Source organism: Ideonella oryzae (assembly GCF_024055665.1).
In the GTDB taxonomy this organism is placed as follows: domain Bacteria; phylum Pseudomonadota; class Gammaproteobacteria; order Burkholderiales; family Burkholderiaceae_C; genus Ideonella; species Ideonella oryzae.
This window is the reverse complement of sequence record NZ_JAMXMC010000001.1, coordinates 228,534-251,852: the sequence shown is the minus strand read 5'-3', so window position 1 is coordinate 251,852 and position 23,319 is coordinate 228,534. Positions and strand designations below refer to the sequence as shown.

Sequence of the window (23,319 nt, the reverse complement as noted above, 5' to 3'; positions counted from 1 at the left end):
CAAGGGGGGAAGCTCACTTTAGGAAACCCGGTTCCGGACGGCCATCGGCCAAGGGAAGGCCTGCGTGTAGGAGGACGTGCTGGCGTGCTGTCAGGGCCAGCGGCTGCGGAAGCTCGCCGGCACCTCGGCCACCTGGCGTGTCGAGTAGTCGAAAAAAACCACGCCGGATTTGCCCAGCGCCACCTCGCGCCCGGAGAGCTTCTCGGTCATGCGCCAGACGAAGTCGCAGCCGCGGCGGCTGAAGTCGTCGGCCGCCATCTCGATGACCATCACCTCACCGTAGAACGACTCGCTGCGGTACTGCACCGCGTTGTCGGCCAGGATGATGCCCAGGCCCTCGATGTCGGTTTCCGAGCGGTAGCCCATCCAGCGCAGGAAGCGCTGGCGCGCTTCGCTCACCAGCACCAGCACCTGGGCGTTGTCGAGGTGGCCGGCGTGGTTGATCTGCGAGATCAGCAGCGGCAGCTCGGTGCGAAAGGGCAGGCGTTCGGGCAGATGGATCGTGACACGGGGCATGGTGCGCGGCGGGTGCGGAATGACCTCTGCATCATGCCCCAGGCGCCAGGGGGGCGCCGCGGGGGAGCGCCGCCGCGAGTTGCTGCCGGCAGAAGGCCACGAAGGCGGGCAAGGGCTGCGGTCGGGCGAAGAGGTAGCCCTGGAAGGCGTGGCAGCCCAGGCGCTCCAGGAAGCTCCGCTGCGCGGGCAGCTCCACCCCCTCGGCCATCACCTCCATGCCGAAGTTGCGCGCCAGCTGCGTGATGACCTGGGTGATGGCGGCATCGTCCGGGTCGTCCAGCAGATCGCGCACAAAGGACTGGTCGATCTTGATCTGGTCCAGCGGCAGCCTCTTGAGATGACGCAGCGAGGAATAGCCCGTGCCGAAGTCGTCCAGCGAAAAGCGGATGCCCAGCGCCCGCAGGGCGGTCATGGCCCGGATGGCGGTCTGTTCGTCGCCGATGAAGGCGCTCTCGGTCAGCTCCAGCTTCAGGCGATGCGGGTTGCAGTCGCTCCGTTCCAACAACTGCTTGAGGTGCAGCACAAAACCCGGCTGTTGCACCTGGTGGGCGCTGACATTGACGGACAGCGTCAGCGCTTCCAGCACCGGGTCCTGGCGCCATTGGGCCAGCACGGCGCAGGCCTGCTCCAGCACCCACTGTCCCAGCGGAACGATCAGGCCACAGGCCTCGGCCAGCGGAATGAACTCGGCCGGCGGGATCAGCCCCCGTTCGGGGTGCTGCCAACGGACCAGGGCCTCGGCGCCGGTGGGCTGGCTACCGCGGATCTGGGGCTGGTAATGCAGCAGCAGCTGCCCCTGCTGCAGGGCGTGGCGCAGCGCCGCTTCCAGCCGGGCCCGCTGCTGGGCGGCCTCCGCCAGGGTCGGGTCGAAGAAGTGCACCGTGCCCTGTCCCTGGGCCTTGCCCTGGGCCACGGCCTGCTCGGCCTGGTGCAGCTGGTCGCCCGCGCTGCCGGGGCCGTCGAAGGCGCTGATCCCCACGGTGACGGTGTGCGACTGCGGCTGGCCGTCCAGGCTGATGGGCTGGGCCACGGCGCGGGTGATCTGGTCGGCCAGGCGGGTCACCTCCAGCAGCAGCTCGCCGCCGTGGGCCCGGCCGGTGACGAGCACGCCGAACACGTCGCCGCCCAGGCGGGCCAGGGTCATGTCGGGCCCCACCCGCTGGCGCAGCCGCTCGGCCACGGTCATCAACAGGGAGTTGCCCAGGCGGGCGCCGTACGCCGCACCGAAGCGCTGAAAGTGGTCGACGTCGATGAGCAGCAGCGCGCCGTGGCGTGGAGGCGTGTGGCCGTCCTGCAGGGCCTGGCCCAGCCGGTCGAGGAAGAGGCTGCGGTTGGCCAGGCCGGTGAGTTCGTCGACGAAGGCGTGTTCCTGTGCGATGCGGATCTGTTCCCGGTGGCTGGACTCCGACAGCAGGCCGATGGACAGGCTGATCAGCAGGTAGACCAGCAGCGTGATGCCGTACTGGATGGGCTCCGGCGGCGGCAGGCGGGGCTGGCCGCCCAGGTGCAGGTACAGGCCCACGCCCATGACCTCCAGCACGGCGGCTGCGGTGACCCAGACCGCGGCCCGTCGGCCGAGCAGCCAGGCCGTGACCACCACCATGGGGGGCAGCGCCACCACCGCAGGGATGTAGATCGAGCGCGCCGTGAGGATCACCGCCAGCAGCAGGATCGGCGGCAGATGGCCGGTGATCCGGGTCACCAGCCCGATGTGACCGCGCTGCAGCAGGACCAGGGCCACCAGGGCGCAGGCCAGGAAGACCGCGTTGAAGGCCAGCCGCATCGGCGGGTTGCCCCCCACCCACAGCGCGTAGCCTTCGAGCAGCAGGAACAGGGCGAAGCTGCCACCCCAGAACAGATGCAGAAAAGCCCGGTGGGACCGGGTGCCTCCCGGTCCACCGGCCGCCAGCCAGCTGCCGCCGTCTTCTTGTCTGTCTTGAGGAATCACCAATCCGTCCTGACGCCCACTGCGGCAGAGCCTCCCAACGGCAGCCCGGGCGGAACGTCAGACGTAACTTACTGCAAACAGACGGATTTGAGGGAGGTCATGCCGGCCGTCCCCTGAATCAAGGACAGGGCTGTGGTCAGCCAGGCACACCCAGGCCACGAAACACGCGGTTCAGCCGACCTGCCGGGCGCGGTAGAGCATGTCCAGCGTGATGTGCCGCACCTCGAGCTTGCTCTGCTCGATGTGGGCGCGCAGCAGGCGCTGGGCCTCGGCGGCGCGGCGCCGCGTGATGGCGCGCAGGATGGCGCCGTGCTCGTCGTAGGTGGCTTCGACGCGCGGTGGCTTGGTGAAGTCCAGCCGCCGGATGATGCGGATGCGGTCGGTGATCTCGGCGTGCACGCGCATCATTTCGTGGTTGCCGCTGCCTTCGACCAGGCTGCGGTGAAAGGCCTCGTCCAGGTCGCGCACCGCGGCGGGGGTGTCCAGGCGCTGCTCGGGCGCCACCTCCCACAGGGCGCTGAGGGCCGCCAGGCCGGCACGGTCCACGCTTTCGCACAGGCGGCCCACCGCATGGCATTCGAGCAGGATGCGCAGGTCGTAGAGCTCGTCGAACTTGTCGAAGTCCAGCGGCGCGACCTGCCAGCCCAGCTTGGGAAAGACCTGCAGAAAGCCTTCGCGCTGCAGCCTCTGCAGGGCCTGGCGCAAGGGGGTGCGGCTGACCTGCACATGCTCGGCCAGCTCCGTCTCGCTGAAGCGGTCGCCCGGCATCAGGCTGAAGTCGAAGATCAGGCCCTTGATGCGGTCGTAGGCCTGGTCGGCCAGGGTGGGGGCCGCATCGGCCGGTGCGGGGCCCGCAGGGCCGAGGGCGGAGGCGGGGGCGAACGGCAGGCGCGGCTTCATCGGAGGGTCATCATACGGGGGCAGGTCTGGGGGCAACCGGGGGGGCCGGCCCTCAGCCCGCGGGCCAGGGGATCATGCTCACGTGGGCGCTGACGATGCGCCAGCCCTCGGCCAGTCGCACCCAGGTCTGGGTCTGGAAGCCGCGCAGCGCGGTGTCGCTGCGCACGAACTCCACCTGGGCCACGGCATGGTCGGGCCCGAAGGCGCAGAGGCGCAGGTGTTCCAGCCGGCGGGTGAAGCTGGGCGCCGGCGTGGCCTGGCGGTAGGCCACCAGCTCGGCGTGGCCCCACTGCCGGTCGCCGATGCCGTAGCGGGTGGTGCGCGGGTCGGCCCAGAAGAAGGCGTTGAGGGCCTCGACATCGTTGTCCATCAGCGCCGCCTCGTAGGCATGGAAGGCGGCTTCCACCTCGCGCAGCACCTCGGGCAGGTCGATTTGTTCGGTCGGCAGGGTCATGGTCGTGTTTTGTTGAGGGTCAGCGCTGGCTGGCCAGGTAGGCGCGCCAGCCGCCGTGGGCGCTGATGTCGGGGGCGCCGGTCAGGGCCGCGCCTTCGCAGATGAAGCCCTTGACCCAGCTGCCGTCCAGCAGCTCCACCGAGCCCAGGCCCAGCGGCGGCGGGATCAGGCCCAGGAAGGAGCCCACCCGGTCCAGCGGCATCTCGTAGACCTCGACCTCGATGGCGTGGCCGGCCTCGCCGGGCGCCACGCGGGCCAGGCCCGGCTTGGGCGGCACGGTGCCCGGCAGCGCATGCAGCCGGTAGGCCGCTGCGGTGCTGGTGCGGGCCAGCAGGCGGCAGCCCCGCTCGACCAGTTGCCCGTGCAGCGGCAGGCCCTGCAGATGGGCGCCCACCACCGCCAGCACCAGGCTGGGGGCGGCGGCCGGTTGGCGGCGCAGGGCGTGGTCGTCCTCGCGCGGCGGGCGCAGGTGCGCGCCCAGGAAGGCGCCGGGCTCGGCCAGGCGGGCGGCCTCCCAGCGCTGGCCCCACTGGGCCAGGGCCGCATCGGCACCGCCCGGGCCGATCAGCGTGATGCCAAACGGCAGGCCGGCGGCCGTGAAGCCGCTGGGCAGGGCCAGGGCCGACCAGCCCAGCAGGTTGACGAAGTTGGTGTAGCGGCCCAGCGCGCTGTTGCGGGCGACGGGCTCGGCCGCCACCTGGGCCCGCATCGGGTGGGTGGGGGCTGTGGGCACCAGCAGGGCGTCCAGCCCCTGCCACAGCGTGGCCACGGCGCGGGCCAGGGCATCGAGCCGGTAGCGGGCCTCGAAGGCCTGGGCGGCATCGAAGCGCCGGGCCTGGCCGATGACCTCGCGCACCACCGGGTCCAGGGCCTCGGGCTGTTCGTCCATCAGGGTGCGGATGGCGGCGTAGCGCTCGGCCACCCAGGGGCCGTCGTAGAGCAGGCTGGCCACCGCGAAGAGGGGGCCGAAGTCCACCGGCACCAGCTCGGCGCCCAGGGCGCGGGCGCGGGCCAGCGCGGCGGCCCAGGGGGCGGGGTAGCCCAGGGCGGCGTCCAGTTCGGGCACGGCGGGGATGCCGATGCGCGGCCGCTCGGGCAGCCAGGCCGGTTGCAGCACCGGGCGGGGCAGGGGCGAGCCGGCGTCCGGTCCGTCGATGATGGCGGCGGCTTCGGCCGCATCGCCCAAGGTCAGGGCGAAGACGTTGACCACGTCCAGCGTGCGGCAGGCCGGCACCACGCCCTGCATGCCCAGGCGGTGCGGCGTGGGCTTGAGGCCGATGAGCTGGTTGAAGCCGGCCGGCACCCGGCCGGAGCCTGCGGTGTCGGTGCCCAGGGCCAGGGGCACCAGGCCGCGCGCGACGACCGAGGCCGAGCCCGAGCTGGAGCCGCCGCTGACATAAGCCGCATCGAAGGTGTTGGGCACCTCGCCATAGGGCGAACGGGTGCCCACCAGGCCGGTGGCGAACTGGTCGAGGTTGGTCTTGCCCACCAGCACCGCACCGGCCGCGCGCAGCCGGGCCACCACGGTGGCGTCGGCCTCGGCGGTGTGGGCGAAGGCCGGGCAGGCGGCCGTGGTGGGCCAGCCGGCGGCGTCGATGTTGTCCTTCACCGCGAAGGGAATGCCCCAGAGCGGCGCCTGCGCCGGGTCCAGTCCGTCCAGGCGGGCCAGCTCGGTGGCCAGGCCGGCGGCGTCCAGCCGGGCGAGCCAGGCCGGGTCGTCGGGCGCCATGCGGGCCAGCAGCGCGCCCAGCAGGGCGGCGGGCCGGGCACCGGCCGCATAGGCGGCGCGCCAGTCGGCCAGGGTGACGGGGGTGTTCATGTGTAGAGGCTTTCGATCAGGGGGGCGGCGGGACTGGTCCAGCCGACGATGGCGCCCTGGGCGCGGATCATGTCCAGGGTGGCCTGCTTGAATTCCGGGAAGTAGCTGGCGGTGCCGTCCTCGACCAGCAGGCAGTCGTAGCCGCGGTCGTTGGCCTCGCGCATCGAGGTCTGCACGCAGACCTCGGTGGTCACGCCCATGAAGACCAGGTGGGTGATGCCGCGGCCCTGCAGCAGGGCGTGCAGCGGCGTGGCGTAGAAGGCGCCCTTGCCCGGCTTGTCGATCACGAACTCGCCCACCCGCGGGGCCAGCTGCGGCACGATCTGGTTGCCGGGCTCGCCGGCGATCAGGATGCGGCCCATGGGCCCGTCGTCGCCGATGCGCAGCCGGGGCTCGCCGCGCAGGCGCTTGGCCGGCGGGCAGTCCGACAGGTCGGGGGCGTGCGCTTCGCGGGTGTGCACCACCAGGCCGCCGGCCTGGCGCCAGGCCGACAGCACCGCCTGGCAGGTGGGGATGATGGACTGCAGCTTGGTCACGTCGTTGCCCAGGCTTTCGCCGAAACCGCCGGGCTCCACGAAGTCGCGCTGCATGTCGATGATGACCAGCGCGGTGTGGGGCAGCTCGTAGCGGTAGGCGAAGGGCTGGGCGTCCAGGGTGCGGGGGGGCGGTTTCATGCGGCCTCCAGTTCGGCAGAGGTGGGGTGGGCGCCTGGGTCGCTGTGATCGCCGTGGCCGCCGCCCATGTGGGCACCCAGGGCCTGGCGGTCGGCCTGGTCGGCGGGCAGGTCCAGCACGATCCGGCCTTCGCTCATCACGACGATGCGGTCGGCCAGGGCCAGCAGCTCGTCCAGGTCCTCGCTGACCAGCAGCACCGCGCAGCCGCGGGCGCGGGCGACGCGCAGCCGGGCGTGGATGTCGGCCACGGCGGCGAAGTCCAGGCCGAACACCGGGTTGGAGACCAGCAGCAGGCGCGGCTCGCCGGCCAGTTCGCGGGCCAGCACGGCGCGCTGCACATTGCCGCCGGACAGGCTGCGGATGGGCGCGCGTTCGCCCTGGGTCTTGACGCCGTACTCGCCGATCCAGGCGCGGGCCTGGGCGCGCAGGCGGCCACCCAGGCGCCAGCCGCCGCGGGCGAAGGGCGCCTGGTCGAAGTTGCGCAGGCCCATGTTGTCGGCCACGCTCAGCGCGCCCACGCAGGCATTGCGCAGCGGTTCTTCCGGCAGGGCGCGCACGCCCAGGCGCTGGTTCTCGGCCCGGGTGGCGGCAAAGGGCTGGTCGGCCACCCGCACCTGGCCGGATTCGCGGGCGCGCTGTCCCACCAGGGCCTCCATCAGCTCGCGCTGGCCATTGCCCGAGACCCCGGCCACGCCGACGATCTCGCCCGCGCGCACCGCCAGGCTCAGGGCCCGCACCGCCGGCTCGCCGCGGTCGCCGCGCACGGTCAGGCCGCGGATGTCCAGCTGCACCTCGCCGGGCGTGTGCGGCGCCAGCGCGGCGGCGGGGCGGCTGGCCAGCTCCTCGCGGGCCTCCTCGGCGCCGGCCTGGGCCCCGCCCACCATGGCCTCGGCCAGGGCCTGCGGCGTGGTGTCGGCCACCGCGCCGGTGTGCACCAGGCGGCCGCGGCGCAGCACGCTCACGTCGTCGGCATAGGCGCTGACCTCGCGGAACTTGTGGGTGATCATCAGCACCGAGCAGTCGCCCGCATGGGCCCGTTCGCGCAGGGCGCCCAGCACCTCGTCGGCCTCCTGCGGGGTCAGCACCGAGGTGGGCTCGTCCAGGATCAGCAGGCGCGGCTTGAGGAAGAGCTGCTTGAGGATCTCCAGCTTCTGCTTCTCGCCGGCCGAGAGGTTCATGGGCGTGGCGTCCAGGTCCAGCCGGAAGGGGGTGGTCTTCAGGAAGGCCTCCAGCTCGGCGCGCACCCGCCTCCAGGGCACCACGGCCGGCAGGCGGCCGCGGGCCAGCAGCAGGTTTTCGGCCACCGTCATGCCCGGCACCACGGTGAAGTGCTGGTAGACCATGCCGATGCCCAGGTCGCGCGCCACGGTGGGCGAGCCGATGGCCTGCTCGCGCCCGCCCACCAGCACCGCGCCGTCGTCGGGCGGCTGGTAGCCCACCACGCATTTGACGAGGGTGCTCTTGCCCGCGCCGTTCTCGCCCAGCAGGGCGTGCACGGTGCCGGGCCGCACGCTGAGCGAGACATCGCCCAGCGCGGTGAAGCTGCCGAAGCGCTTGGTCAGGCGGTAGGTGTCGAGCTGGACGGCGTTCATGGGGGCCTCCCTTCCGGGCTGGGTCAGAAGGTGCGCAGGACCTCGAGCACGGCGGCCGAATCGGCCACCGCGCCGAACACGCCGCCCTGCATCTTGATCATCTGGAAGGCGGCGGCGTGGTTGGTGGGGTCGGTGGCGCCGGTGCAGTCGGTCAGCATCACGCACTCGAAGCCGCGGTCATTGGCCTCGCGCATGGTGGTGTGCACGCAGACATCGGTGGTGATGCCGGTGAGGATCAGGTTCTCGATGCCGCGCACGCGCAGGATCAGCTCCAGGTCGGTGGCGCAGAAGCTGCCCTTGCCCGGCTTGTCGATGATGGGTTCGCCGGCGATGGGGTAGAGCTCGGGGATGATGTCCCAGCCGGGCTCGCCCCGCACCAGGATGCGGCCGCAGGGGCCCATGTCGCCGATGCCCGCGCCGATCTGCTGCGAGCGCCAGCGCTTGTTGGCCGGCAGGTCGGAGAGGTCCGGCCGGTGGCCTTCGCGGGTGTGGATGACGTGCATGCCCACGCGGCGGGCCTCGGCCAGCAGGCGCTTCAGCGGCTTGATCGGCGCGCGGGTGAGCGAGAGGTCGTAGCCCATCTTGTCCACATAGCCGCCCACGCCGCAGAAGTCGGTCTGCATGTCGATGATGACCAGGGCGGTGTTGGCCGGGCGCAGGTCGCCGTTGTAGGGCCAGGCGTAGGGGGTGGAGGCAAGGGTGGGCATGGCGGGCTCCGACAAGGGGGTGAGGGTTCAGCGCGAGACGGCCAGCTCGACCGGCGCGCCCTTGAGCGAGCGGTGGGGCGAGCAGGTGAGCACCAGGATCAGCAGCGTCAGCGCGTAGGGCACGGCATTGAAGAGGTAGTAGCCGGCGGTGATGCCCACCGACTGCAGGGCCGGCCCGATGGCGCCGGCACCGCCGAACAGCAGGGCCGCGCCCAGGCAGCGCCAGGGGCTCCAGCGGGCGAAGATGACCAGGGCCACCGCGATCAGGCCCTGGCCGCTGGACAGGCCTTCGTTCCAGCTGCCGGGGTAGTAGAGCGAGAGCGAGGCCCCGCCCAAGCCGGCGATGAAACCGCCGGCCGCGGTGGCGGCGATGCGCACGCCGTGCACCGAGTAGCCCAGGGCGCGGGCGGCGTCGCTGGAGTCGCCCGCCATGCGCACCACCAGGCCCCATCGGGTGCGGGTGAAGCCCCAGGCCATCAGCCCGGCCAGCAGCACGCCCAGCGGAAAGAGGGCGTTGATGGACAGGGCGGTCTGCACCTGCGGCGAGGCGCTCCAGGCGCCCAGTGCCAGCGCGGGGATCTGCGGCGCCTGCGGCTGGATGAGCGGCTTGCCGAAGTAGAAGGCCAGGCCGGTGCCCAGCAGCATCAGCGCGATGCCGGTGGCGATGTCCGACACCCGCGGCAGCGAGCACAGCAGGCCGTGCAGCGTGGCCAGCAGCGCGCCGCAGGCCCCCGCGGCCAGCACGCCCAGCCAGACGTTGCCGCTGAGGTAGGCGCCGCCGAAGCCGGCCATGGCCGAGAGCACCAGCACGCCTTCCAGGCCCAGGTTGATGCGGCCGGACTTCTCGGTCAGGCATTCGCCCAGGCTGACGAACAGAAAGGGCGTGCCCACGCGGATGGCGCCGCCCAGCACGGCCAGCAGCAGGGTGGTCCAGGCGTCGGCGTTCATGGCGTGGTCTCCTTCAGGGCCGGGGCGACCGGCAGGGCGGGGGACAGGGCGTTGGCCAGGCCGGCGGCGATGCGGCCGCGCAGCGCCTCGGCCGCCAGGATGAACACGAAGGCGAAGCCCTGCAGCACCAGCACCGAGGCGTCGGGCAGGTCCAGCCGGCGCTGCAGCAGGCTGCCGGCGGCGCCGAAGCCGCCGAAGAGCACGGCCACCGGCGGAATGGCCCAGGGGTTCTGCCGGGCCACGAAGGCCACCAGGATGCCGGTGTAGCCCAGGCCCGAGAGCACCGAGGCATTGGCCGCGCCCTGCACGGCCGCCACCTCCACCGCCCCGGCCAGGCCGGCGCAGGCGCCCCCGGCGGCGCAGGCCACCAGGATCAGCCGGTGGCTGGGCAGGCCGACCAGGCGGGCGGCCTTGGCGTTGCCGCCCACCACCCGCAGCGCAAAGCCGTGGGTGGTGAAGCTCAGCCACAGGCCGGCCAGCAGGCACAGCACCGTGCCGATGACCAGGCCCCAGTGCACATCGCCCAGCCAGCTGTCGAAAGCGGCCTCGCCCATGATGGGGCCGATGCGCAGAGCCTCGGCCAGCGGCGGGGTGGAGGGCTTGTTCAGGCTGGCCGGGTCGCGCAGCGGGCCTTCGACCAGATGCTTGAAGACCGCGATGGCGATGTAGCCCAGCAGCAGGCTGGAGATGGTCTCGTTGACGCCGCGGTACTGGCGCAGCGCGCCGGCCAGCGCCACCCAGGCGGCCCCGGCGGCCGCGCCCGCGGCCAGCACCATGGCGATGCCCAGGCCGTTGGCCGGCGGCGCGATGAGGCCGGGCAGAGCGGCGCAGCCCAGGGCCCCCAGCGCCAGCGCGCCCTCGCCGCCGATGACGACCAACCCGGCCTGGGCCGGCAGGGCCACGGCCAGGGCGGTCAGCATCAGCGGCGCGGCGCGCAGCAGGGTGTTCTGCCAGGAGAAGGCCGAGCCGAAGGCGCCCTCGTAGAGCAGCTGCCAGGTCTGCAGCGGGCTGGTGCCGCCCAGCCAGACGAAGCCGCCGAACAGCAGCAGCGCGCCGGCCAGGGCCAGCACGGGCAGGAGCAGGTTCTCGGCGGCGACGTGCCAGGGCCGGGTGGCAGCAGCGGGCATGGCGTTCTCCGTGGCGTCTTCAGCGGTGGGACGGGGGTGTCAGACCTTGCCGATGACGCCGGCCACCAGGTAGTTCATGCCTTCCAGGGCCACGTCGGTCTGCTTGTGCACCGTGCCCTTGGGGATCACGACCTTGCCGGTGTTGTCCTTGAGCTCGCCCTTGAAGATGTCGAACGTGCCCTTCATCATCGCGGCGCGGATGGATTCGGCCTGCTTGCGGGCGGCCTCCGGCACCATGCCGCCATAGGGCGAGGACTTCACGAAGCCTTCCTTCAGGCCGCCGCGCACGAAGTTCGGGTGCGGCTGGCCGTTCTTGGCGGCCTCGACGATCTGCTTGTAGGGCGTGACCCAGTTCCACTCGGCCCCGGTCAGGTAGGCCTGCGGTGCCAGCTTGGCCTGCGAGGCGTGGTAGCCGCAGACGAACTTGCCGCGCTTGGCCGCGGTCTCGACGATCACCTTGGGACCGTCCACGTGCATGGTGAAGACGTCCACGCCCTGGTCGGCCAGGCTGTTGGTGGCCTCGGCCTCCTTGACGGGCATGGACCAGTCGCCGGTGAAGATCACCGAGCAGGTGATGTCCGGGTGCACCGACTGCGCGCCCAGCGTGAAGGCGTTGATGTTGCGCAGCACCTGCGGGATGGGCTTGGCCGCCACGAAGCCGATCTTCTTGCTCTTGCTCATGTGGCCGGCGATGACGCCGTTGAGGTACTGGGCCTCGTCGATGTAGCCGAAGAAGCTGCCCACGTTCTTCGGGTGCTTGCCCTCGGTCCACAGGCCGCCGCAGTGGGCGAAGCGGATGTCCGGGAACTTGCCGGCCATGGCCAGTACATGCGGGTCGAAGTAGCCGAAGGAGGTGGGGAACAGCAGCTTGGCGCCGTCCTGCACGATCATGCCCTGCATGGTCTTCTGCACCGCGGTGGTCTCGGGCACGTTCTCCTCTTCCACCACCTTGATGCCCGGCCAGGTCTTGACCACGGCGGCCGCCTCGGCATGGGCCTGGTTGTAGCCGTAGTCGTCCTTGGCGCCCACATAGATGAAGCCCACGGTGAGCGGGGCGGCGGCTTGCGCCCAGGAGGCCCAGCCACCGGCACTGGCGGCCGCGCCCAGGGCGCCCACCTGCTTGATCCAGTCCCGCCGCTTCCACTGCATTTCTTCGGACATCACGCTGCTCCAGTCGAAAAGGTCTGTTGGGGGAACCTGCCAGCCCACCAACGCTTGGTGTGCTTTCTGGGGTTCTAGTTGGTATACAAGCAATCGATGGGCCAGCTTTTCGGGATGCCTGAGCGTGGATTTGATGGAGTGGCACAGGGAGGAATGCGCCGTTCCGGTGCCCATCCGGCGGCGGTGTGAACCCGGGCGGGTCGGGCTGCACCAAGGGCGTGCCCCTGTCCCGGAGCAGGTTAAATAGATTTGATTTGAAATCTATTTTGCTATGCTGAGGACGTTCCCCTCACGCGCTGGCTGCGCATCGCCTCTGGAGATCCCATGTCCCTGACTGCTGCTGTCTATCTTGAAGACCTGACCGTGGGCGATGAATTTCGCAGCGGCGAGCACCGGCTCGACGAAACGCAGATCGTCGACTTCGCCCGCCAGTTCGACCCCCAGCCCTTCCACACCGATGCCGAGGCGGCCCGCCACACCTTCTTCCAGGGCCTGGCCGCCAGCGGCTGGCACACCGCGGCCATCACCATGAAGCTGCTGGTGCAGAGCGTGCCGCTGGGCGGCGGCCTGATCGGCGCGGGCGGCACGGTGGAGTGGCCCCGGCCCACCCGGCCGGGCGACGCGTTGCGCGTGGTCTGCAAGGTGCTGGAGATCAAGCCTTCGCGTTCCCGGCCGGACCGCGGCATGGTGACCGTCGAAACGCTGACCCTGAACCAGCGCGACGAAACCTGCCAGCGCCTGGTGACCCAGATGGTCGTGCTGCGCCGGCCGGGCTGAGCGATGGGGCGGGTTTCCAAGGCGCAGGCGGCGCTCAACCGCCAGCACATCGTCGAGACGGCCAGCCGGCTGTTCCGCCAGCAGGGGGTGGAGGGCGTCTCCATCGCCGACATCATGGGGGCGGCGGGCCTGACCCCCGGCGGCTTCTACAAGCACTTCGCCAGCAAGGAGGCGCTGGTCGACGAGGCTTTCGCGCTGGCCTTCCAGCAGGCGTTGGGGGCCTGGGACCAGGTGGCCCAGCGGGAGCGTTCGGGGCAGGACCGCGCGCTGGCGGCGCTGGTGCGCTTCTACTTCCGCCCCCGTCCTGCCGAGTGGAGTTGCCCGATGCTGGCCTTCGCGACCTGCGATGACGGGCAGGCCCCGCAGGCGCCGGCCATGGCCACCTACCGGCAGGGGGCGCAGACCCTGCTGGAGCGCTTCCGCACGGCCGCGCAGAAGGCCCCGGCGTCGGCGCAGGGCCAGGCCCTGACCAACGCCGAGGTGGATCTGCTGTTTGCCGCCATGGTCGGCACGGGCCTGCTGGCGCGTTCGGTGGGCGATGCCAGCTGGATCCGCGAGCTGCAGGCCGCGGTGCTGGCGGCGCTGCCCCCGACCGACCGTCCGGTCGACCCGCCCGCCTGAGGCGGGTGCGGTCGGCGGGGCCGGTCGGTCGGGTTTTCAGGCGCCAGGCCTTCAGGCCGGCAGCTGCGCCAGGCTGTCCAGCGTGGCCAGGCAGGCCTGGGCCGCTTCCTGCCCCTTCGTGACGAAGTGGGTGCGGAAGAAGCTCAGGTGTTCCTCGTGGGCGTGGAAGTCCCGCGGGGTGAGCACCACCGAGAACACCGGCACGCCGGTGTCGAGCTGGATGCGCATCAGCGCGTCGATCACCGCGCTGGCGACGAACTCGTGGCGGTAGATGCCGCCGTTGACCACCAGGCCGCAGGCCACCAGGGCGTCGTAGCGGCCGCCGCGGGCCAGGCGCTGCAGGTGCAGCGGGATCTCGAAGGCGCCGGGCACTTCGAGCTGTTCGACCTGGCACTGGCCGGGCCGCTGTCGCGCGCATTCGGCGCGGAAGCCTTCGACGGCGTTCTGCACGATGTCGCGGTGCCAGCTGGCGCTGACGACGGCGATGCGGCGCGGGGTATCGCCCGTGGCGGGCGCGAGGGGGGAGCTGAGGGGCTGATTCATGGTGATCCTCATGGAGAGTGGCCAGAATCAGGGCGAACGCAGCAGCGCCACCGGCGCCTGAACAGCGCGGTGGCGAACACATGCGGTCTCTTTCATCCGGACTGTGACCGTCGGCCCTGGCCTCTCACCAGGTCTGCTGACCCCCGCGGCCATGGTGAGCCACGGGGCGCTCGCGGGCTCCCGTGACGTGCACGGATACCGCCGGTGGGGAATTCCACCCCGCCCTGAGAACGCTGCCGGCACAAGACCGGCCCGGCCATTCTAGGCAGGAGAAGACAGCCCCCGGGGACGCAGGGTCAGAACAGGTCGCAAGCCCGGTAGCGCAGGCGGACGTTCAGGTCGTCCACCACCTCGGTCCATTCGCCGGAGGCGTCCATCATGGTCTCCAGCGCGTGGGCCTGCTGGGGGCTCCAGAACGGGGCTTCGCACAGGCGCAGCTGCAGGGACAGCGGCCGGTGGGCGTCGATGAATCGCTCAATGGCGCTGCCCTCGCTGGGCAGGCCCAGCTGGCAGAACAGCTCCGGCAGGTCGTGGTGGGCGGACAGCTGCATGGCAGACCCCTCTCAGGATGGCGAAACGAGTATGCCTTCCTGTCGCGGCGCGTGGCCTGGGACATTCCTGCTGGCCTGTAACGTCACCGTGGTCCAGTCAGGCATGACGGATTTCACGTTGACGTCAGCGCTCATGAGCGCGCGTCTGCTGTTGTCGGTGTGGTGTTGTTGGGTTCAGGTCGATGCGACCACCGGTGCCAGGCAGCGAAGCGTGCCGGCCTGGGCGTCCATCTCGACCATCGCCCCGACCGGCAGTGTCAGTTTGAGTCTCACATGGCCGAATTGGGCGCCGCGGTAGACCGGCACGCCCAGGCCGCCGAAGTAGTCTTCGAACACCTCGTCGAGCGTCAGCGTGCCGTAGCCGTCGCCCGGCTCGCAGTTCGTGAACTGGCCCAGCACCACGCCGGCCAGTGCGTCCAGCGCGCCGGCCAGGCGCAACGTGGACAGGGTGCGGTCCACCCGGTAGATGAACTCGTTGATGTCTTCCAGGAACAGGATGGCGCCGCGGAAGTCGGGCCAGTAGCGCGAGCCGGCCAGCGCCGCCAGCACCGTCAGGTTGCCGCCCACCAGCCGGCCGGTCGCCTTGCCGGGGCGCAGCGTGGCGATGCGGTGTTCGGTCGGCACCAGGCCGGCCGGTGCGCTGTCGACCGGGTTGCGCAGCAGCGCGGCCTGGCCGTCCATCACCAGCGCGCGGAAGTTGGCCACGCTGTAGGGGTTCCATTCCGAGCTGGCCACCGGGCCGTGGAAGGTCACCAGCCCGGTCTGCTGCTGGATGGCATTGAGCAGGCAGGTGATGTCCGAGAAGCCGCCGAAGAACTTGGGGTGGCGGCGGATGCTGGCGTAGTCGAGCTGGTCGACGATGCGGGTGCAGCCCGAGCCGCCGGTCAGCGCGAAGATACCGGCCACGCTGTCATCGGCGAACATCGCGTTGATGTCCTCGGCGCGCTGCGCATCGGTGCCGGCGAACTGGCCGCGCCGGGCCCGCAGGTGGCGGCCTTCCTTCACCTGAAAGCCCAGAGCCTGCAGCGACTCGATCGCGATCGTGATCGGTTCCTGCTCATAGGTGGCGTTGGCCGGGCTGACCAAGCCCACCGTGTCGCCAGGGCGCAGGCGGCGTGGCGTGAGCACCGGCCGGGCCGGTGTGGCGGCTGCCACTGCACCCGTACCCAGGCTGGCCCCGCTGGCGGAGGCGATTTGCAGAAACAGGCGGCGGCTGGCGGCGGTCATGGCGGGCCTCGTCGGGATGAAGGGTCAGAGCACGCGGGGCAGGGTGGCGCGCACCTGGGCGCGGTCGCCAAAATCGAAATGCCACCACTCGGTGCTGATGCCGTGGAAGCCGGCCTGGCGCATGGCCGCGCGCAACCAGCCGCGCTCCACCAGGTGCTGGGCGTTCAGCCAGCCCTGGGCCAGGTGCTCCACCTCGTACTCGGGGTGGGAGCCGGGTTCCATCGCATCGAAGCCGGTGCCCATGTCCACCTCGCGGCCCTGCGGGTCCAGCAGCGTCACGTCCACCGCCATGCCGAAGGAATGGATGGAGCCGATCTGCGGATTCGCCAGGTAGCGCACCAGCGGCGTGCCGGCCAGTTGGGCATAGAGCCGCTCCTGCACCTGCTGCGGTCGCAGCGCGTCCAGCACCAGCAGCCGGTAGCCTGGGCGCCGCCCGGCCAGCCAGGTGGCGGCGTTGTCCAGCGCCTGGGCCGCTTCGCGCCGCAGGTAGGCCAGGTCCAGCGTGCCATAGACATTGGTGCCGACGAAGTTGTCGGCGGTGGCGTAGCGCAGCTCGACGGCGATGTCGGGCAATGCAGCCAAAGCCTGGAAGTCCGGGTGGCCGGGCACGTCCGCACAGGGCAGGGTCAAGGGGGATGGCATGGTTCAGGGCAGCCGGGCCAGGCTCTCCTGGGCCACGTCGCCCAGCACCCGGACCAGCTTGCGGGCGGGCAGGCCCAGCGGGGCCTTGGCCAGCGTCAGCAGGTAGAGCTGCACCGGCACGGCGGGGGTGAGCCGCCGCACACGGATGCGTTGGGGATGGGCCGAGGCCGCGGTGAACGGGTCCACCAGGCTCAGGCCCATGCCGGATTCGACCAGCGCCCGCGCCAGCTGGTAGGTCTTGACGGTGACCAGCGGCTGCGGCGCGGCCTCGCCATCGCTGGCCAGGTTCATCACGGCGTGGCCCATCGGGTCGTCGTCGCCCAGGCCGATCAGCTCGCTGGTGATGTCGCTGATGGGCAGCGGGCCGGCCTGGCGGGCCTCGGGGCTGCTGACCGGGCACAGCGCCATCATCGTGCTGCTGGCCAGTGCCTCGGCGCGCAGGCCGGGGTGGTGCGGGTTCTGCAGCGACAGGCCCAGGTCGATGTCGCCACTCAACAGTGCGCTGACGATCTCGGTGGTGTGGTTGGTGCTCAGGTCCACCGGCGTGTGCGGCGCCAGCTTGCGCCAGCGAACCAGGGCCTCGGGCAGCAGGTCCACCCCCAGCGAGGGGGTGATGCCGATGCGCACCCGCTCGGCCTGGCCGGTGCGCAGGTTGGCAGCCAGGCGGCGCACGCCCAGCAGGTCGCGGTGCAGCCGGTCCACTTCGGTGAACAGACGGTGTGCCTCCGGCGTCGGGTGCAGTTTGCCGGGGGTGCGCTCGAACAGTGGCATGCCCAACTGCAGTTCGCAGTGCTGCAGCACCTTGGTGACGGCCGGCTGCGAGATGTGCAACAGCTGGGCGGCCCCGCTGACCGAGCCGGCCTGCATGATGGCGTGGAAGACCTCGATGTGGCGCAGTCTCATTGGCGTACGACGTCCTTGAAGTCCACGCTGCCGTCGGGCGACATCACGAAGCCCGTCACGCCTTGGCGCACCGGGATGTAGACGGTGGAGTGGGCGATCGGGATCCAGGGCCGCTCGTGGTGGAAGATCAGCTGGGCCTGCTCGTAGAGCGCGGCGCGGCGCGTCGCATCCGGCGTGGCGCGGGCTTGGTCCAGCAGGCGGTCGAAGTCCGGGTTGCAGAATTTCACGCCGCTGCGGTTGGCTGCGCAGGACAGGTTGGGGCTGAGGAAGTCGTCGGGGTCGGCGGTGTCGCCCGACCAGCCGCTCATGTAGACGTCATGCTCACCGTTGTTGGCGCGCTTGAGGTACTCGCCCCACTCGTAGGTCTTGATGTGGGCCCGCACGCCGATGCGCGCCCAGTCGGCCTGGATCAGCTGGGCCAGCAGCTGCCCGTTGGGGTTGGTGGGGCGGCTCACCGGCAGGGCCCAGAGGTCGATGTCCATGCCCTGGGCATAGCCCGCCTGGGCCAGCAGGGCCTTGGCGCGGGTGGGGTTGTATTCGTTCTTCAGCGTGCGGTTGTAGCCCGGCACCATGGGCGGGAAGGCGCTCACGGCCTGGGTTGCGTCGCCACGCGGGAACAGCACCTTGAAGAGGGTGTCGCGGTCCACCGCAATGTCCAGCGCTTCGCGCACCAGGCGGTTGTTCGTCGGGGCCTTGCGCAGGTTGAACGACAGGTAGGAGACATTGAGCGCCTGGGTCTGCATCAGCCGGATGTCGGGCCGGCGCTGGATGGCGGCGATGTCCACGTCGCGGATCGGCGCGCTGACCTGGCATTCACCGGCCAGCAGCTTCTGCACCCGCACATTGGGCTCGGTGGTGATGCTGTAGATCAGCCCTGGTGAGGCTTGTCGGCCACCCCAGTAGCCCGGGTGCGGCTGCATGCGCACCACATCGTCCTTGGCATAAGACTTGAATTGGTAGGGGCCGGTGCCGATGGGCTGGTTGTTGATCTGCTTGGCTCGGCCCTGGCGCAGCAGCTGCGCGCCGTATTCGGCCGAGTGGATGCCTGCAAAGCCCATCGCGAAGTAGTTCTGGAAGCTGACGTTGGGCCGCGTCAGGTGAAAGCGCACGGTCATCGCATCCACCTTCTCGATGCGCTCGACCATCTGGGCCAGGCCCAGGTTCTCCGGGTAGACGAAGGTGGCGGGGAAGGCCTGGTTGAACGGGTGCTGCTTGTCGATCATGCGGCCGAAGGTGAACAGCACATCGTCCGCGTTGAAGTCCCGCGTGGGGGTGAAGTAGGGCTCGGTGTGGAAGTGCACGCCCGGCCGCAGATGGAACTCGACCGTGCGGGCGTCGGGCGAGATCTGCCAGCTTTGGGCCAGCGCTGGCACCAGCCTGGAGCTGCCACGCTCGAAGGCCAGCAGGCCCTCGAACATCTGGGTGGTGACGTTGTGGGTGCTGGCCGAGTCCCACAGCGAGGGATCGAAGCCCTCGGGGCTGGCGTCGGCGCAGTAGACCAGCGGCCGGGCGGCCAGGGCCGGCTGACCGGCCAGCGCCAACAACAGGCAGCCCAGGGTCAGCAGCGGCAGGGGGGGGAACTTCATCGGCAGCAGAGGTGGGGCATCAGGGCAGGGGGTCGAGCAGCCGCAGCGTGCCTGCCGCCACATCCATCTCGACCGGCACGCCCAGCGGCAGCGCGTGGTTCGGCACGGTGTGGCCGGCGGGCCAGCCGGCCAGCACCGGCCGTCCCAGCGGGTGCAGGTAGTCGGCCAGCACGGCGTCGGCATTGTCGGCTTCGGTGAATCCACCCAGCAAGAAGCCGGCCACGCCCTGCAAGGCCCCGGACAGCCGCAGCTGCGCCAGCAGCCGGTCGATGCGGTAGGGTGGCTCGCCGACGTCTTCCAGGAACAGGATGGCGCCTTCGGTGCGTGCCGCAAACGGTGTACCCACCAGCGAGGTCAGCACCGTCAGGTTGCCGCCGATCAGCCGGCCACGGGCGACGCCGGGCCGGTTGAGTGGATGGGGTGCCACCGATGGCACCAGCAGATCGCCGGCGTGCCAGCCTTGCCGCAGGGCTTCGCTCAGCCGGGCCCAGTCCTCCGGCGCCTTCAGGCCGTCCGAGCCCGGCATGGGCGCGTGCAGGCCGGGCAGGCCCCATCGGTCACGCAGCAGGTGCAGGGCGGTCAGGTCGCTGTAGCCGATCAGCGGCTTGGCATGGGCGCGCATCAACGCCGGGTCGATGCGGTCGAGCAGGCGGTCGCAACCGTAGCCGCCGCGCAGGGCCAGCACGGCGTGCACGGTCGGGTCGGCCCAAGCAGCGTGCAGATCGGCCAGGCGCTGGCCGTCGTCAGCGGCCAGGTGGTCCAGATGGGCAGGGCCGTGGCAGCCGGGATAGACCCGGACCTGCCAGCCCTGCGCGTGCAGCAGGGCCTGCACCGGGGCCAGCAGCTCGCCGGGCGTCGGGCCGGCCGGCGCCACCAGGCCCAGGCAGGCACCAGACGGCAGCGGCGGGATCCAGGTGTGGCGGCTCATGACGCGCCCGGCTCCACTTTCGGTTCCAGGTGAGGGGCCAGAAAGGCGTCGATGGCTGCGCCCAGGGCCGGCAGGCGCCAGGTGCTGAAGGCCAGTGGGTGCGGGGCGTAGCGGGTCCCCAGATTGGTCAGCACCGCCACCAGGTAATGGCGCCGGGCCAAGCCCGGCCGGCCGGTCACGATGCCCGCGTCGGAAGCGTAGTTCTCGGTGGTGCCGGTCTTGTGGGCAAAGCGCAGCGGGGCCTCCGCCTGGGCCGCGCGCAGGTCGCCGGGGTAGCAGTCGCCGGCCACCTGGCCGTCGCCCTGGCGGTCGATCCATTGCGCCGGCAACTGGGCCGGGATGCCGGGCACCCAACCGGGCAGGCCGGCGAGCAGGGCCGAAGACAGGATGCCGTGCACGCCCTGGGCGGCCAGGCAGTCCAGCACCACCTTCAGCTGCGGCGCGCTCAGCAGCGGGCCGTTGTCCTGGCGCGGCCAGGGGGCGGGTGGGGCCAGCGGGTCGAGCAGCCACAACAGGCGCACCGTGTCCCAGGCGGTCATCTGCAAGTGACCCACGCCGGCACCGGTCCGGTTCTGCCAGCCGCCTTCGGGTGTGGTGTCGGCCAGGCGCAGGGTGTGCAGGCCGTGGCGGGCCATCCAGTCGTGCCAGCCGTTGTGCACTTCGACGCCGCCTTCGCGGCGGATCATGCCGCAGCGGTGCAGCAGCGCCACCATGGCCGAGGTGGCCTCGTTGCTGCTCTGGGCCATCATGTCCATGGCCCAGGTGCGCACCGGGCGGGTCATCTCGGCAAAGCCGAAGCCGTCGTCCCAGCGCACCTCGTCGCGGTCCACACAGCGGGCCACAGCCACCAGCACCATCAGCTTGAGCAGCGAGGCCGGATAGGGTTGGACGAAGCGGGGCGCCTGCGGATCGGTCTGGCGGGCGCCCGTGGGCAGCGGGGTCCAGGCCATCGCGTTCCACTGGGCCTCGGGCTGCCAGGCCACGGAGTTGAACAGCGCATCGGTCTGATCGGCCAGGTAGCGCACATTGGCCACCGGGCCGCAGCCGGGCTCGTGGCGGGCCACCCAGCCCTGCGGCAGATCGCGCGAGAACAGCACGTTGGCCGCCACCGGCGCCCCCCCCTCCGGGAAGGCCACCACCGCCAGGTCCAGGCTGGGACAGTGGCGCACCGGTCCGCCGCCTTCCAGCGCATCGGGTGTGGCACCAAAGTCGCGTGCAAGCACGGCCTGGCGCAAGGCCTCGGCCAGCGCCTCGGCGGTCAGGGGGGGCAGGGTGGGGGCGCTCATGCAGTTTGCAGTTGCAGCCCGTCCAGGGGCAGCGGGCTGGGTTGGCCGGCGATCAGGCGGCTCAGGATGCGGGCCGAGCCGAACGAGAAGGTGAAGCCCAAGGCGCCGTGACCCACGTTGAGCCAGAGGCCTTCAATGGGGCTGGCACCCAGGATGGGCGCACCCGCAGGCGTGGCCGGGCGCAGGCCGGACCAGGGCTCGGCCTGCTCATAGTCGGCTGCGTCGGGCAGGGTGGCATGCACGGCCCGTTGCAGGGCCGCCAGGCGTTGTGGATCGATCTCTTCGTGGAGACCGACCAGGTCCACCATCGCTGCCACGCGCAGCTGGCGTCCGATCCGGGTGTACAGCACTTTCTTCTCGAAATCCGTGACGCTCACCTCCGGCGGATGGTGGTGCGCGGCGATGGGAGCGCTCAGACTGTAGCCCTTGAGCGGGTAGAGCGGCAGGCGGATGCCCACCGATTCGGCCAGGGGGCGGCTGCCAATCCCGGCCGCCAGCACGAACGCATCGCCGCCGATGGGGCCTTGGTCGGTCAGCACCGCCCGGGCCTGCCGCTGTTGCAGCTGGAAGCCCGTCACCTCGGCCTGCACGAAGCCGTCGAAGTTCGGATGCTGGGCCAGGGCCGAGGCCAGCTGCAGGCAGACGGCGTGGCAGTCGGCCACGGCCTCGCCCTCGGTGAAGATGCCACCGGCCCAGGCCACCGGGCTGTGGGCCAGGGCCGGCTCGACGCGACGGCAGTCGTGCGGCCCCAGGGCCTGTTCCGGCCCCTCAGCCTGGCGCTCGACGCGGGCGCGGGCATGGTCGAAGTCCTTCTGGTGCCGGTACAGCACCAGCTTGCCGGGGGCGCGCCAATGGGCTTCGGCCAGCGGCAACCGGGCACCGAACTCTGCACAGGCGGCCTGGCTCAGGGCGCCCAGGGCCAACAGCCGTGCAGTCGTCTGCCGGTTGACCGGGGCCCTGCAGTGGGCCAGGAAGGACGCCAGCCAGCGCCACTGATGTGCATCGGCTTCGGGTCGCCAACGCAGCGGCCCGTCGCGGTCCAGCAGCCACTTGAGCGCCTTCAGCGGCACACCCTGATCGGCCAGGGGTGAGACGTACCGGTAGCTCAGCTGCCCGCCGTTGGCGTGGCTGGCACCGGTTGCAGGGGTCTTGCTGCGTTCGATCACGCGGACGTTGAATCCCGCTTCCACCAGGGACCAGGCCGTGGTCAGGCCAATGATTCCCCCACCGATCACGACGACTGTCTTCATCTCCGCAACAAGAATCTGCAACGGAGCCAAGGGTACGGAGCCTGCCGGTGCGGGGCCAATGAAAGCGCGAGGGGTTCCCATAACCTCAGGGCATGATCATTGCTCCGGTCTGGGGCGAGCGGGTCGTTCTCGACGGGGTGGCCTTAACCGGGGGTTATACCCTCGGCGCGGATTGACATTGGCCCCCGGCGGCTGGCGGCTCCTAAGCTGCAGTCCACTCAGGGCTCAGACCACAATCACGGGTAATGCAACAACGTAGTGAACGGGCGCGCCGCGCCGCTGCCGTGCTGGGGCTGTCGGCCCTGGCCATGCTGACCGGATGCGCCACGCCGGTGTCGGGGCCGACAACCATCCAGGCCCTGCCTTCGGCACTGAGGATCGATCGCAGCCATGTCTCGCAGAACCAGGACAGCCGGGTGCTGTACCTGATCCTGCACTACACCGAGGCCAATTTCGACCACTCGATGGACATCCTGACCACCGAGCGTCCGGATCGGCCGCCGGTCAGCGCCCATTACCTGGTGCGCGAGACCCCGGTCGAGGTCTACCAGCTGGTCGATGAGGGCCAGCGGGCCTGGCATGCCGGCCCCAGCTACTGGAAGGGTGCTTCGCTGCTCAACTCCAGCAGCATCGGCATCGAGATCGTCAACAGCGGCCCGCGGCGCGAGCCGGCCGAGCCGGGCGACCAGGATTTCGTGCCCTTTCCGGAAGAGCAGATCCAGCAGGTCATCCAGCTGTGCAAGGAGATCGTCGCGCGCCACCACATCCGGCCCGATCGCATCCTGGGCCACAGCGACATCCAGCCCCAGTCCAAGCAGGACCCGGGGCCGTCCTTCCCTTGGCACCGGCTGGCCGAGGCCGACCTGATCCCCTGGCCCGATGCGGCCCAGGTGGCGGCGGCCCAGCCCCGCTTTGCAGCCCAGCTGCCCGATGTGGGCTGGTTCCAGGACCAGCTGATCGCCTTTGGCTACGGGCTGGAGCGCAGCGGCCAGCTCGACCACGCCACGCGCCGCGTGCTGTCGGCCTTCCAGATGAAGTACCGGCCCGGCCGTTACGATGGCCTGCCCGATGCGCAGAGCGCCGCACTGCTGTCGGTGGCCAACACGCCCGGCGGCATGCGCATGCTGGGCGCGGACGCCACGCCCTGAGGCCGGCCTGA

General features: G+C 71.0%; 23 protein-coding genes and 1 riboswitch. Of the genes, 3 read left to right on the top strand and 20 right to left on the bottom strand.

Translation table 11 applies throughout. From position 1 onward, the window contains the following. Positions 1-90: 90 nt before the first annotated feature. The 11 genes from M0L44_RS01230 to M0L44_RS01180 form a co-directional block, all read right to left on the bottom strand. A complete protein-coding gene (locus M0L44_RS01230) occupies positions 91-516 on the bottom strand; it encodes an acyl-CoA thioesterase (protein ID WP_252767792.1) in 426 nt (141 codons plus the stop codon). A gap of 31 nt (positions 517-547) precedes the next feature. Then, complete coding sequence (locus tag M0L44_RS01225; RefSeq protein ID WP_252767791.1) at positions 548-2,464, bottom strand: putative bifunctional diguanylate cyclase/phosphodiesterase; 1,917 nt, start codon at positions 2,462-2,464, stop codon at positions 548-550. Between the two features lie 171 nt (positions 2,465-2,635). After that, complete coding sequence (locus tag M0L44_RS01220) at positions 2,636-3,364, bottom strand: GntR family transcriptional regulator (protein ID WP_252767790.1); 729 nt, start codon at positions 3,362-3,364, stop codon at positions 2,636-2,638. A 52-nt stretch (positions 3,365-3,416) separates the two neighbouring features. Then, on the bottom strand, positions 3,417-3,818 hold the full coding sequence (gene hpxZ / locus M0L44_RS01215; RefSeq protein ID WP_252767789.1) for an oxalurate catabolism protein HpxZ: 402 nt from the start codon (positions 3,816-3,818) through the stop codon (positions 3,417-3,419). A gap of 19 nt (positions 3,819-3,837) precedes the next feature. Next, a complete protein-coding gene (atzF, locus tag M0L44_RS01210; protein WP_252767788.1) occupies positions 3,838-5,637 on the bottom strand; it encodes an allophanate hydrolase in 1,800 nt (599 codons plus the stop codon). Next, positions 5,634-6,311 (bottom strand): cysteine hydrolase family protein, encoded by a 678-nt coding sequence (locus tag M0L44_RS01205; RefSeq protein ID WP_252767787.1) that lies wholly within the window; start codon positions 6,309-6,311, stop codon positions 5,634-5,636. The genes atzF and M0L44_RS01205 overlap by 4 nt, the downstream gene beginning before the upstream one ends. Continuing rightward, the gene (locus tag M0L44_RS01200; RefSeq protein ID WP_252767786.1) at positions 6,308-7,903 is read right to left on the bottom strand and encodes an ABC transporter ATP-binding protein; all 1,596 of its coding nucleotides are present in this window, start codon (positions 7,901-7,903) and stop codon (positions 6,308-6,310) included. Before M0L44_RS01200 ends, M0L44_RS01205 begins: the two co-directional genes overlap by 4 nt. Positions 7,904-7,926: 23 nt before the next feature. Then, a complete protein-coding gene (biuH, locus tag M0L44_RS01195) occupies positions 7,927-8,610 on the bottom strand; it encodes a biuret amidohydrolase (protein WP_252767785.1) in 684 nt (227 codons plus the stop codon). 27 nt (positions 8,611-8,637) lie between these two features. Next, complete coding sequence (locus M0L44_RS01190) at positions 8,638-9,558, bottom strand: ABC transporter permease (protein WP_252767784.1); 921 nt, start codon at positions 9,556-9,558, stop codon at positions 8,638-8,640. Beyond that, on the bottom strand, positions 9,555-10,685 hold the full coding sequence (locus M0L44_RS01185) for an ABC transporter permease (RefSeq protein ID WP_252767783.1): 1,131 nt from the start codon (positions 10,683-10,685) through the stop codon (positions 9,555-9,557). The genes M0L44_RS01190 and M0L44_RS01185 overlap by 4 nt, the downstream gene beginning before the upstream one ends. 39 nt (positions 10,686-10,724) lie before the next feature. Next, positions 10,725-11,846 carry a BMP family ABC transporter substrate-binding protein gene (locus M0L44_RS01180; RefSeq protein ID WP_252767782.1) on the bottom strand — a complete coding sequence of 374 codons (1,122 nt, stop codon included), beginning with the start codon at positions 11,844-11,846 and terminating at the stop codon, positions 10,725-10,727. Between the two features lie 324 nt (positions 11,847-12,170). Between M0L44_RS01180 and M0L44_RS01175 the strand changes: the two genes are divergently transcribed. Both M0L44_RS01175 and M0L44_RS01170 read left to right on the top strand, forming a co-directional pair. Beyond that, positions 12,171-12,623, top strand: a complete 453-nt coding sequence (locus M0L44_RS01175; RefSeq protein ID WP_252767781.1) for a MaoC family dehydratase — start codon at positions 12,171-12,173, stop codon at positions 12,621-12,623. A gap of 3 nt (positions 12,624-12,626) precedes the next feature. After that, positions 12,627-13,244 (top strand): TetR family transcriptional regulator, encoded by a 618-nt coding sequence (locus M0L44_RS01170; protein WP_252767780.1) that lies wholly within the window; start codon positions 12,627-12,629, stop codon positions 13,242-13,244. A gap of 51 nt (positions 13,245-13,295) precedes the next feature. Here the strand turns inward: M0L44_RS01170 and M0L44_RS01165 are convergent, their stop codons facing one another. The 9 genes from M0L44_RS01165 to M0L44_RS01125 form a co-directional block, all read right to left on the bottom strand. Continuing rightward, positions 13,296-13,787, bottom strand: a complete 492-nt coding sequence (locus tag M0L44_RS01165; protein WP_252767779.1) for a 6,7-dimethyl-8-ribityllumazine synthase — start codon at positions 13,785-13,787, stop codon at positions 13,296-13,298. Positions 13,788-13,867: 80 nt separating this feature from the next. Further along, a riboswitch (FMN riboswitch) is annotated at positions 13,868-14,023 on the bottom strand. Between the two features lie 60 nt (positions 14,024-14,083). Continuing rightward, positions 14,084-14,338, bottom strand: a complete 255-nt coding sequence (locus tag M0L44_RS01160) for a DUF2789 family protein (RefSeq protein WP_252767778.1) — start codon at positions 14,336-14,338, stop codon at positions 14,084-14,086. 174 nt (positions 14,339-14,512) lie between these two features. Continuing rightward, positions 14,513-15,565 (bottom strand): S66 peptidase family protein, encoded by a 1,053-nt coding sequence (locus M0L44_RS01155; RefSeq protein WP_252767777.1) that lies wholly within the window; start codon positions 15,563-15,565, stop codon positions 14,513-14,515. A 24-nt stretch (positions 15,566-15,589) separates the two neighbouring features. Then, a complete protein-coding gene (locus tag M0L44_RS01150; protein WP_252767776.1) occupies positions 15,590-16,207 on the bottom strand; it encodes a M15 family metallopeptidase in 618 nt (205 codons plus the stop codon). Between the two features lie 3 nt (positions 16,208-16,210). Continuing rightward, positions 16,211-17,110, bottom strand: a complete 900-nt coding sequence (locus M0L44_RS01145; RefSeq protein WP_252767775.1) for a LysR family transcriptional regulator — start codon at positions 17,108-17,110, stop codon at positions 16,211-16,213. Next, a complete protein-coding gene (locus tag M0L44_RS01140) occupies positions 17,107-18,696 on the bottom strand; it encodes an ABC transporter substrate-binding protein (RefSeq protein ID WP_252767774.1) in 1,590 nt (529 codons plus the stop codon). The genes M0L44_RS01145 and M0L44_RS01140 overlap by 4 nt, the downstream gene beginning before the upstream one ends. 19 nt (positions 18,697-18,715) lie before the next feature. Next, positions 18,716-19,624 carry a S66 peptidase family protein gene (locus M0L44_RS01135; protein WP_252767773.1) on the bottom strand — a complete coding sequence of 303 codons (909 nt, stop codon included), beginning with the start codon at positions 19,622-19,624 and terminating at the stop codon, positions 18,716-18,718. Then, positions 19,621-20,910 carry a class A beta-lactamase-related serine hydrolase gene (locus M0L44_RS01130; protein WP_252767772.1) on the bottom strand — a complete coding sequence of 430 codons (1,290 nt, stop codon included), beginning with the start codon at positions 20,908-20,910 and terminating at the stop codon, positions 19,621-19,623. The genes M0L44_RS01135 and M0L44_RS01130 overlap by 4 nt, the downstream gene beginning before the upstream one ends. Beyond that, entirely contained in the window at positions 20,907-22,160 is a 1,254-nt protein-coding gene (locus tag M0L44_RS01125; protein ID WP_252767771.1) for a D-amino acid dehydrogenase, read from the bottom strand. Before M0L44_RS01125 ends, M0L44_RS01130 begins: the two co-directional genes overlap by 4 nt. Positions 22,161-22,405: 245 nt before the next feature. On the opposite strand from M0L44_RS01125, the gene M0L44_RS01120 reads away from it, so the two are divergent. After that, positions 22,406-23,308, top strand: coding sequence for an N-acetylmuramoyl-L-alanine amidase (locus tag M0L44_RS01120; RefSeq protein ID WP_252767770.1), 903 nt, complete (start codon positions 22,406-22,408; stop codon positions 23,306-23,308). Positions 23,309-23,319: the final 11 nt, after the last annotated feature.

What these genes read in the sequence shown, in the direction of transcription:
- M0L44_RS01230 (WP_252767792.1), bottom strand. Translation starts at nt 516, where the DNA reads ATGCCCCGTGTCACGATCCATCTGCCCGAACGCCTGCCCTTTCGCACC.
- M0L44_RS01220 (WP_252767790.1), bottom strand. Translation starts at nt 3,364, where the DNA reads ATGAAGCCGCGCCTGCCGTTCGCCCCCGCCTCCGCCCTCGGCCCTGCG.
- hpxZ (WP_252767789.1), bottom strand. Translation starts at nt 3,818, where the DNA reads ATGACCCTGCCGACCGAACAAATCGACCTGCCCGAGGTGCTGCGCGAG.
- atzF (WP_252767788.1), bottom strand. Translation starts at nt 5,637, where the DNA reads ATGAACACCCCCGTCACCCTGGCCGACTGGCGCGCCGCCTATGCGGCC.
- M0L44_RS01205 (WP_252767787.1), bottom strand. Translation starts at nt 6,311, where the DNA reads ATGAAACCGCCCCCCCGCACCCTGGACGCCCAGCCCTTCGCCTACCGC.
- M0L44_RS01200 (WP_252767786.1), bottom strand. Translation starts at nt 7,903, where the DNA reads ATGAACGCCGTCCAGCTCGACACCTACCGCCTGACCAAGCGCTTCGGC.
- biuH (WP_252767785.1), bottom strand. Translation starts at nt 8,610, where the DNA reads ATGCCCACCCTTGCCTCCACCCCCTACGCCTGGCCCTACAACGGCGAC.
- M0L44_RS01190 (WP_252767784.1), bottom strand. Translation starts at nt 9,558, where the DNA reads ATGAACGCCGACGCCTGGACCACCCTGCTGCTGGCCGTGCTGGGCGGC.
- M0L44_RS01185 (WP_252767783.1), bottom strand. Translation starts at nt 10,685, where the DNA reads ATGCCCGCTGCTGCCACCCGGCCCTGGCACGTCGCCGCCGAGAACCTG.
- M0L44_RS01180 (WP_252767782.1), bottom strand. Translation starts at nt 11,846, where the DNA reads ATGTCCGAAGAAATGCAGTGGAAGCGGCGGGACTGGATCAAGCAGGTG.
- M0L44_RS01175 (WP_252767781.1), top strand. Translation starts at nt 12,171, where the DNA reads ATGTCCCTGACTGCTGCTGTCTATCTTGAAGACCTGACCGTGGGCGAT.
- M0L44_RS01170 (WP_252767780.1), top strand. Translation starts at nt 12,627, where the DNA reads ATGGGGCGGGTTTCCAAGGCGCAGGCGGCGCTCAACCGCCAGCACATC.
- M0L44_RS01165 (WP_252767779.1), bottom strand. Translation starts at nt 13,787, where the DNA reads ATGAATCAGCCCCTCAGCTCCCCCCTCGCGCCCGCCACGGGCGATACC.
- M0L44_RS01160 (WP_252767778.1), bottom strand. Translation starts at nt 14,338, where the DNA reads ATGCAGCTGTCCGCCCACCACGACCTGCCGGAGCTGTTCTGCCAGCTG.
- M0L44_RS01155 (WP_252767777.1), bottom strand. Translation starts at nt 15,565, where the DNA reads ATGACCGCCGCCAGCCGCCGCCTGTTTCTGCAAATCGCCTCCGCCAGC.
- M0L44_RS01150 (WP_252767776.1), bottom strand. Translation starts at nt 16,207, where the DNA reads ATGCCATCCCCCTTGACCCTGCCCTGTGCGGACGTGCCCGGCCACCCG.
- M0L44_RS01145 (WP_252767775.1), bottom strand. Translation starts at nt 17,110, where the DNA reads ATGAGACTGCGCCACATCGAGGTCTTCCACGCCATCATGCAGGCCGGC.
- M0L44_RS01140 (WP_252767774.1), bottom strand. Translation starts at nt 18,696, where the DNA reads ATGAAGTTCCCCCCCCTGCCGCTGCTGACCCTGGGCTGCCTGTTGTTG.
- M0L44_RS01135 (WP_252767773.1), bottom strand. Translation starts at nt 19,624, where the DNA reads ATGAGCCGCCACACCTGGATCCCGCCGCTGCCGTCTGGTGCCTGCCTG.
- M0L44_RS01130 (WP_252767772.1), bottom strand. Translation starts at nt 20,910, where the DNA reads ATGAGCGCCCCCACCCTGCCCCCCCTGACCGCCGAGGCGCTGGCCGAG.
- M0L44_RS01125 (WP_252767771.1), bottom strand. Translation starts at nt 22,160, where the DNA reads ATGAAGACAGTCGTCGTGATCGGTGGGGGAATCATTGGCCTGACCACG.
- M0L44_RS01120 (WP_252767770.1), top strand. Translation starts at nt 22,406, where the DNA reads ATGCAACAACGTAGTGAACGGGCGCGCCGCGCCGCTGCCGTGCTGGGG.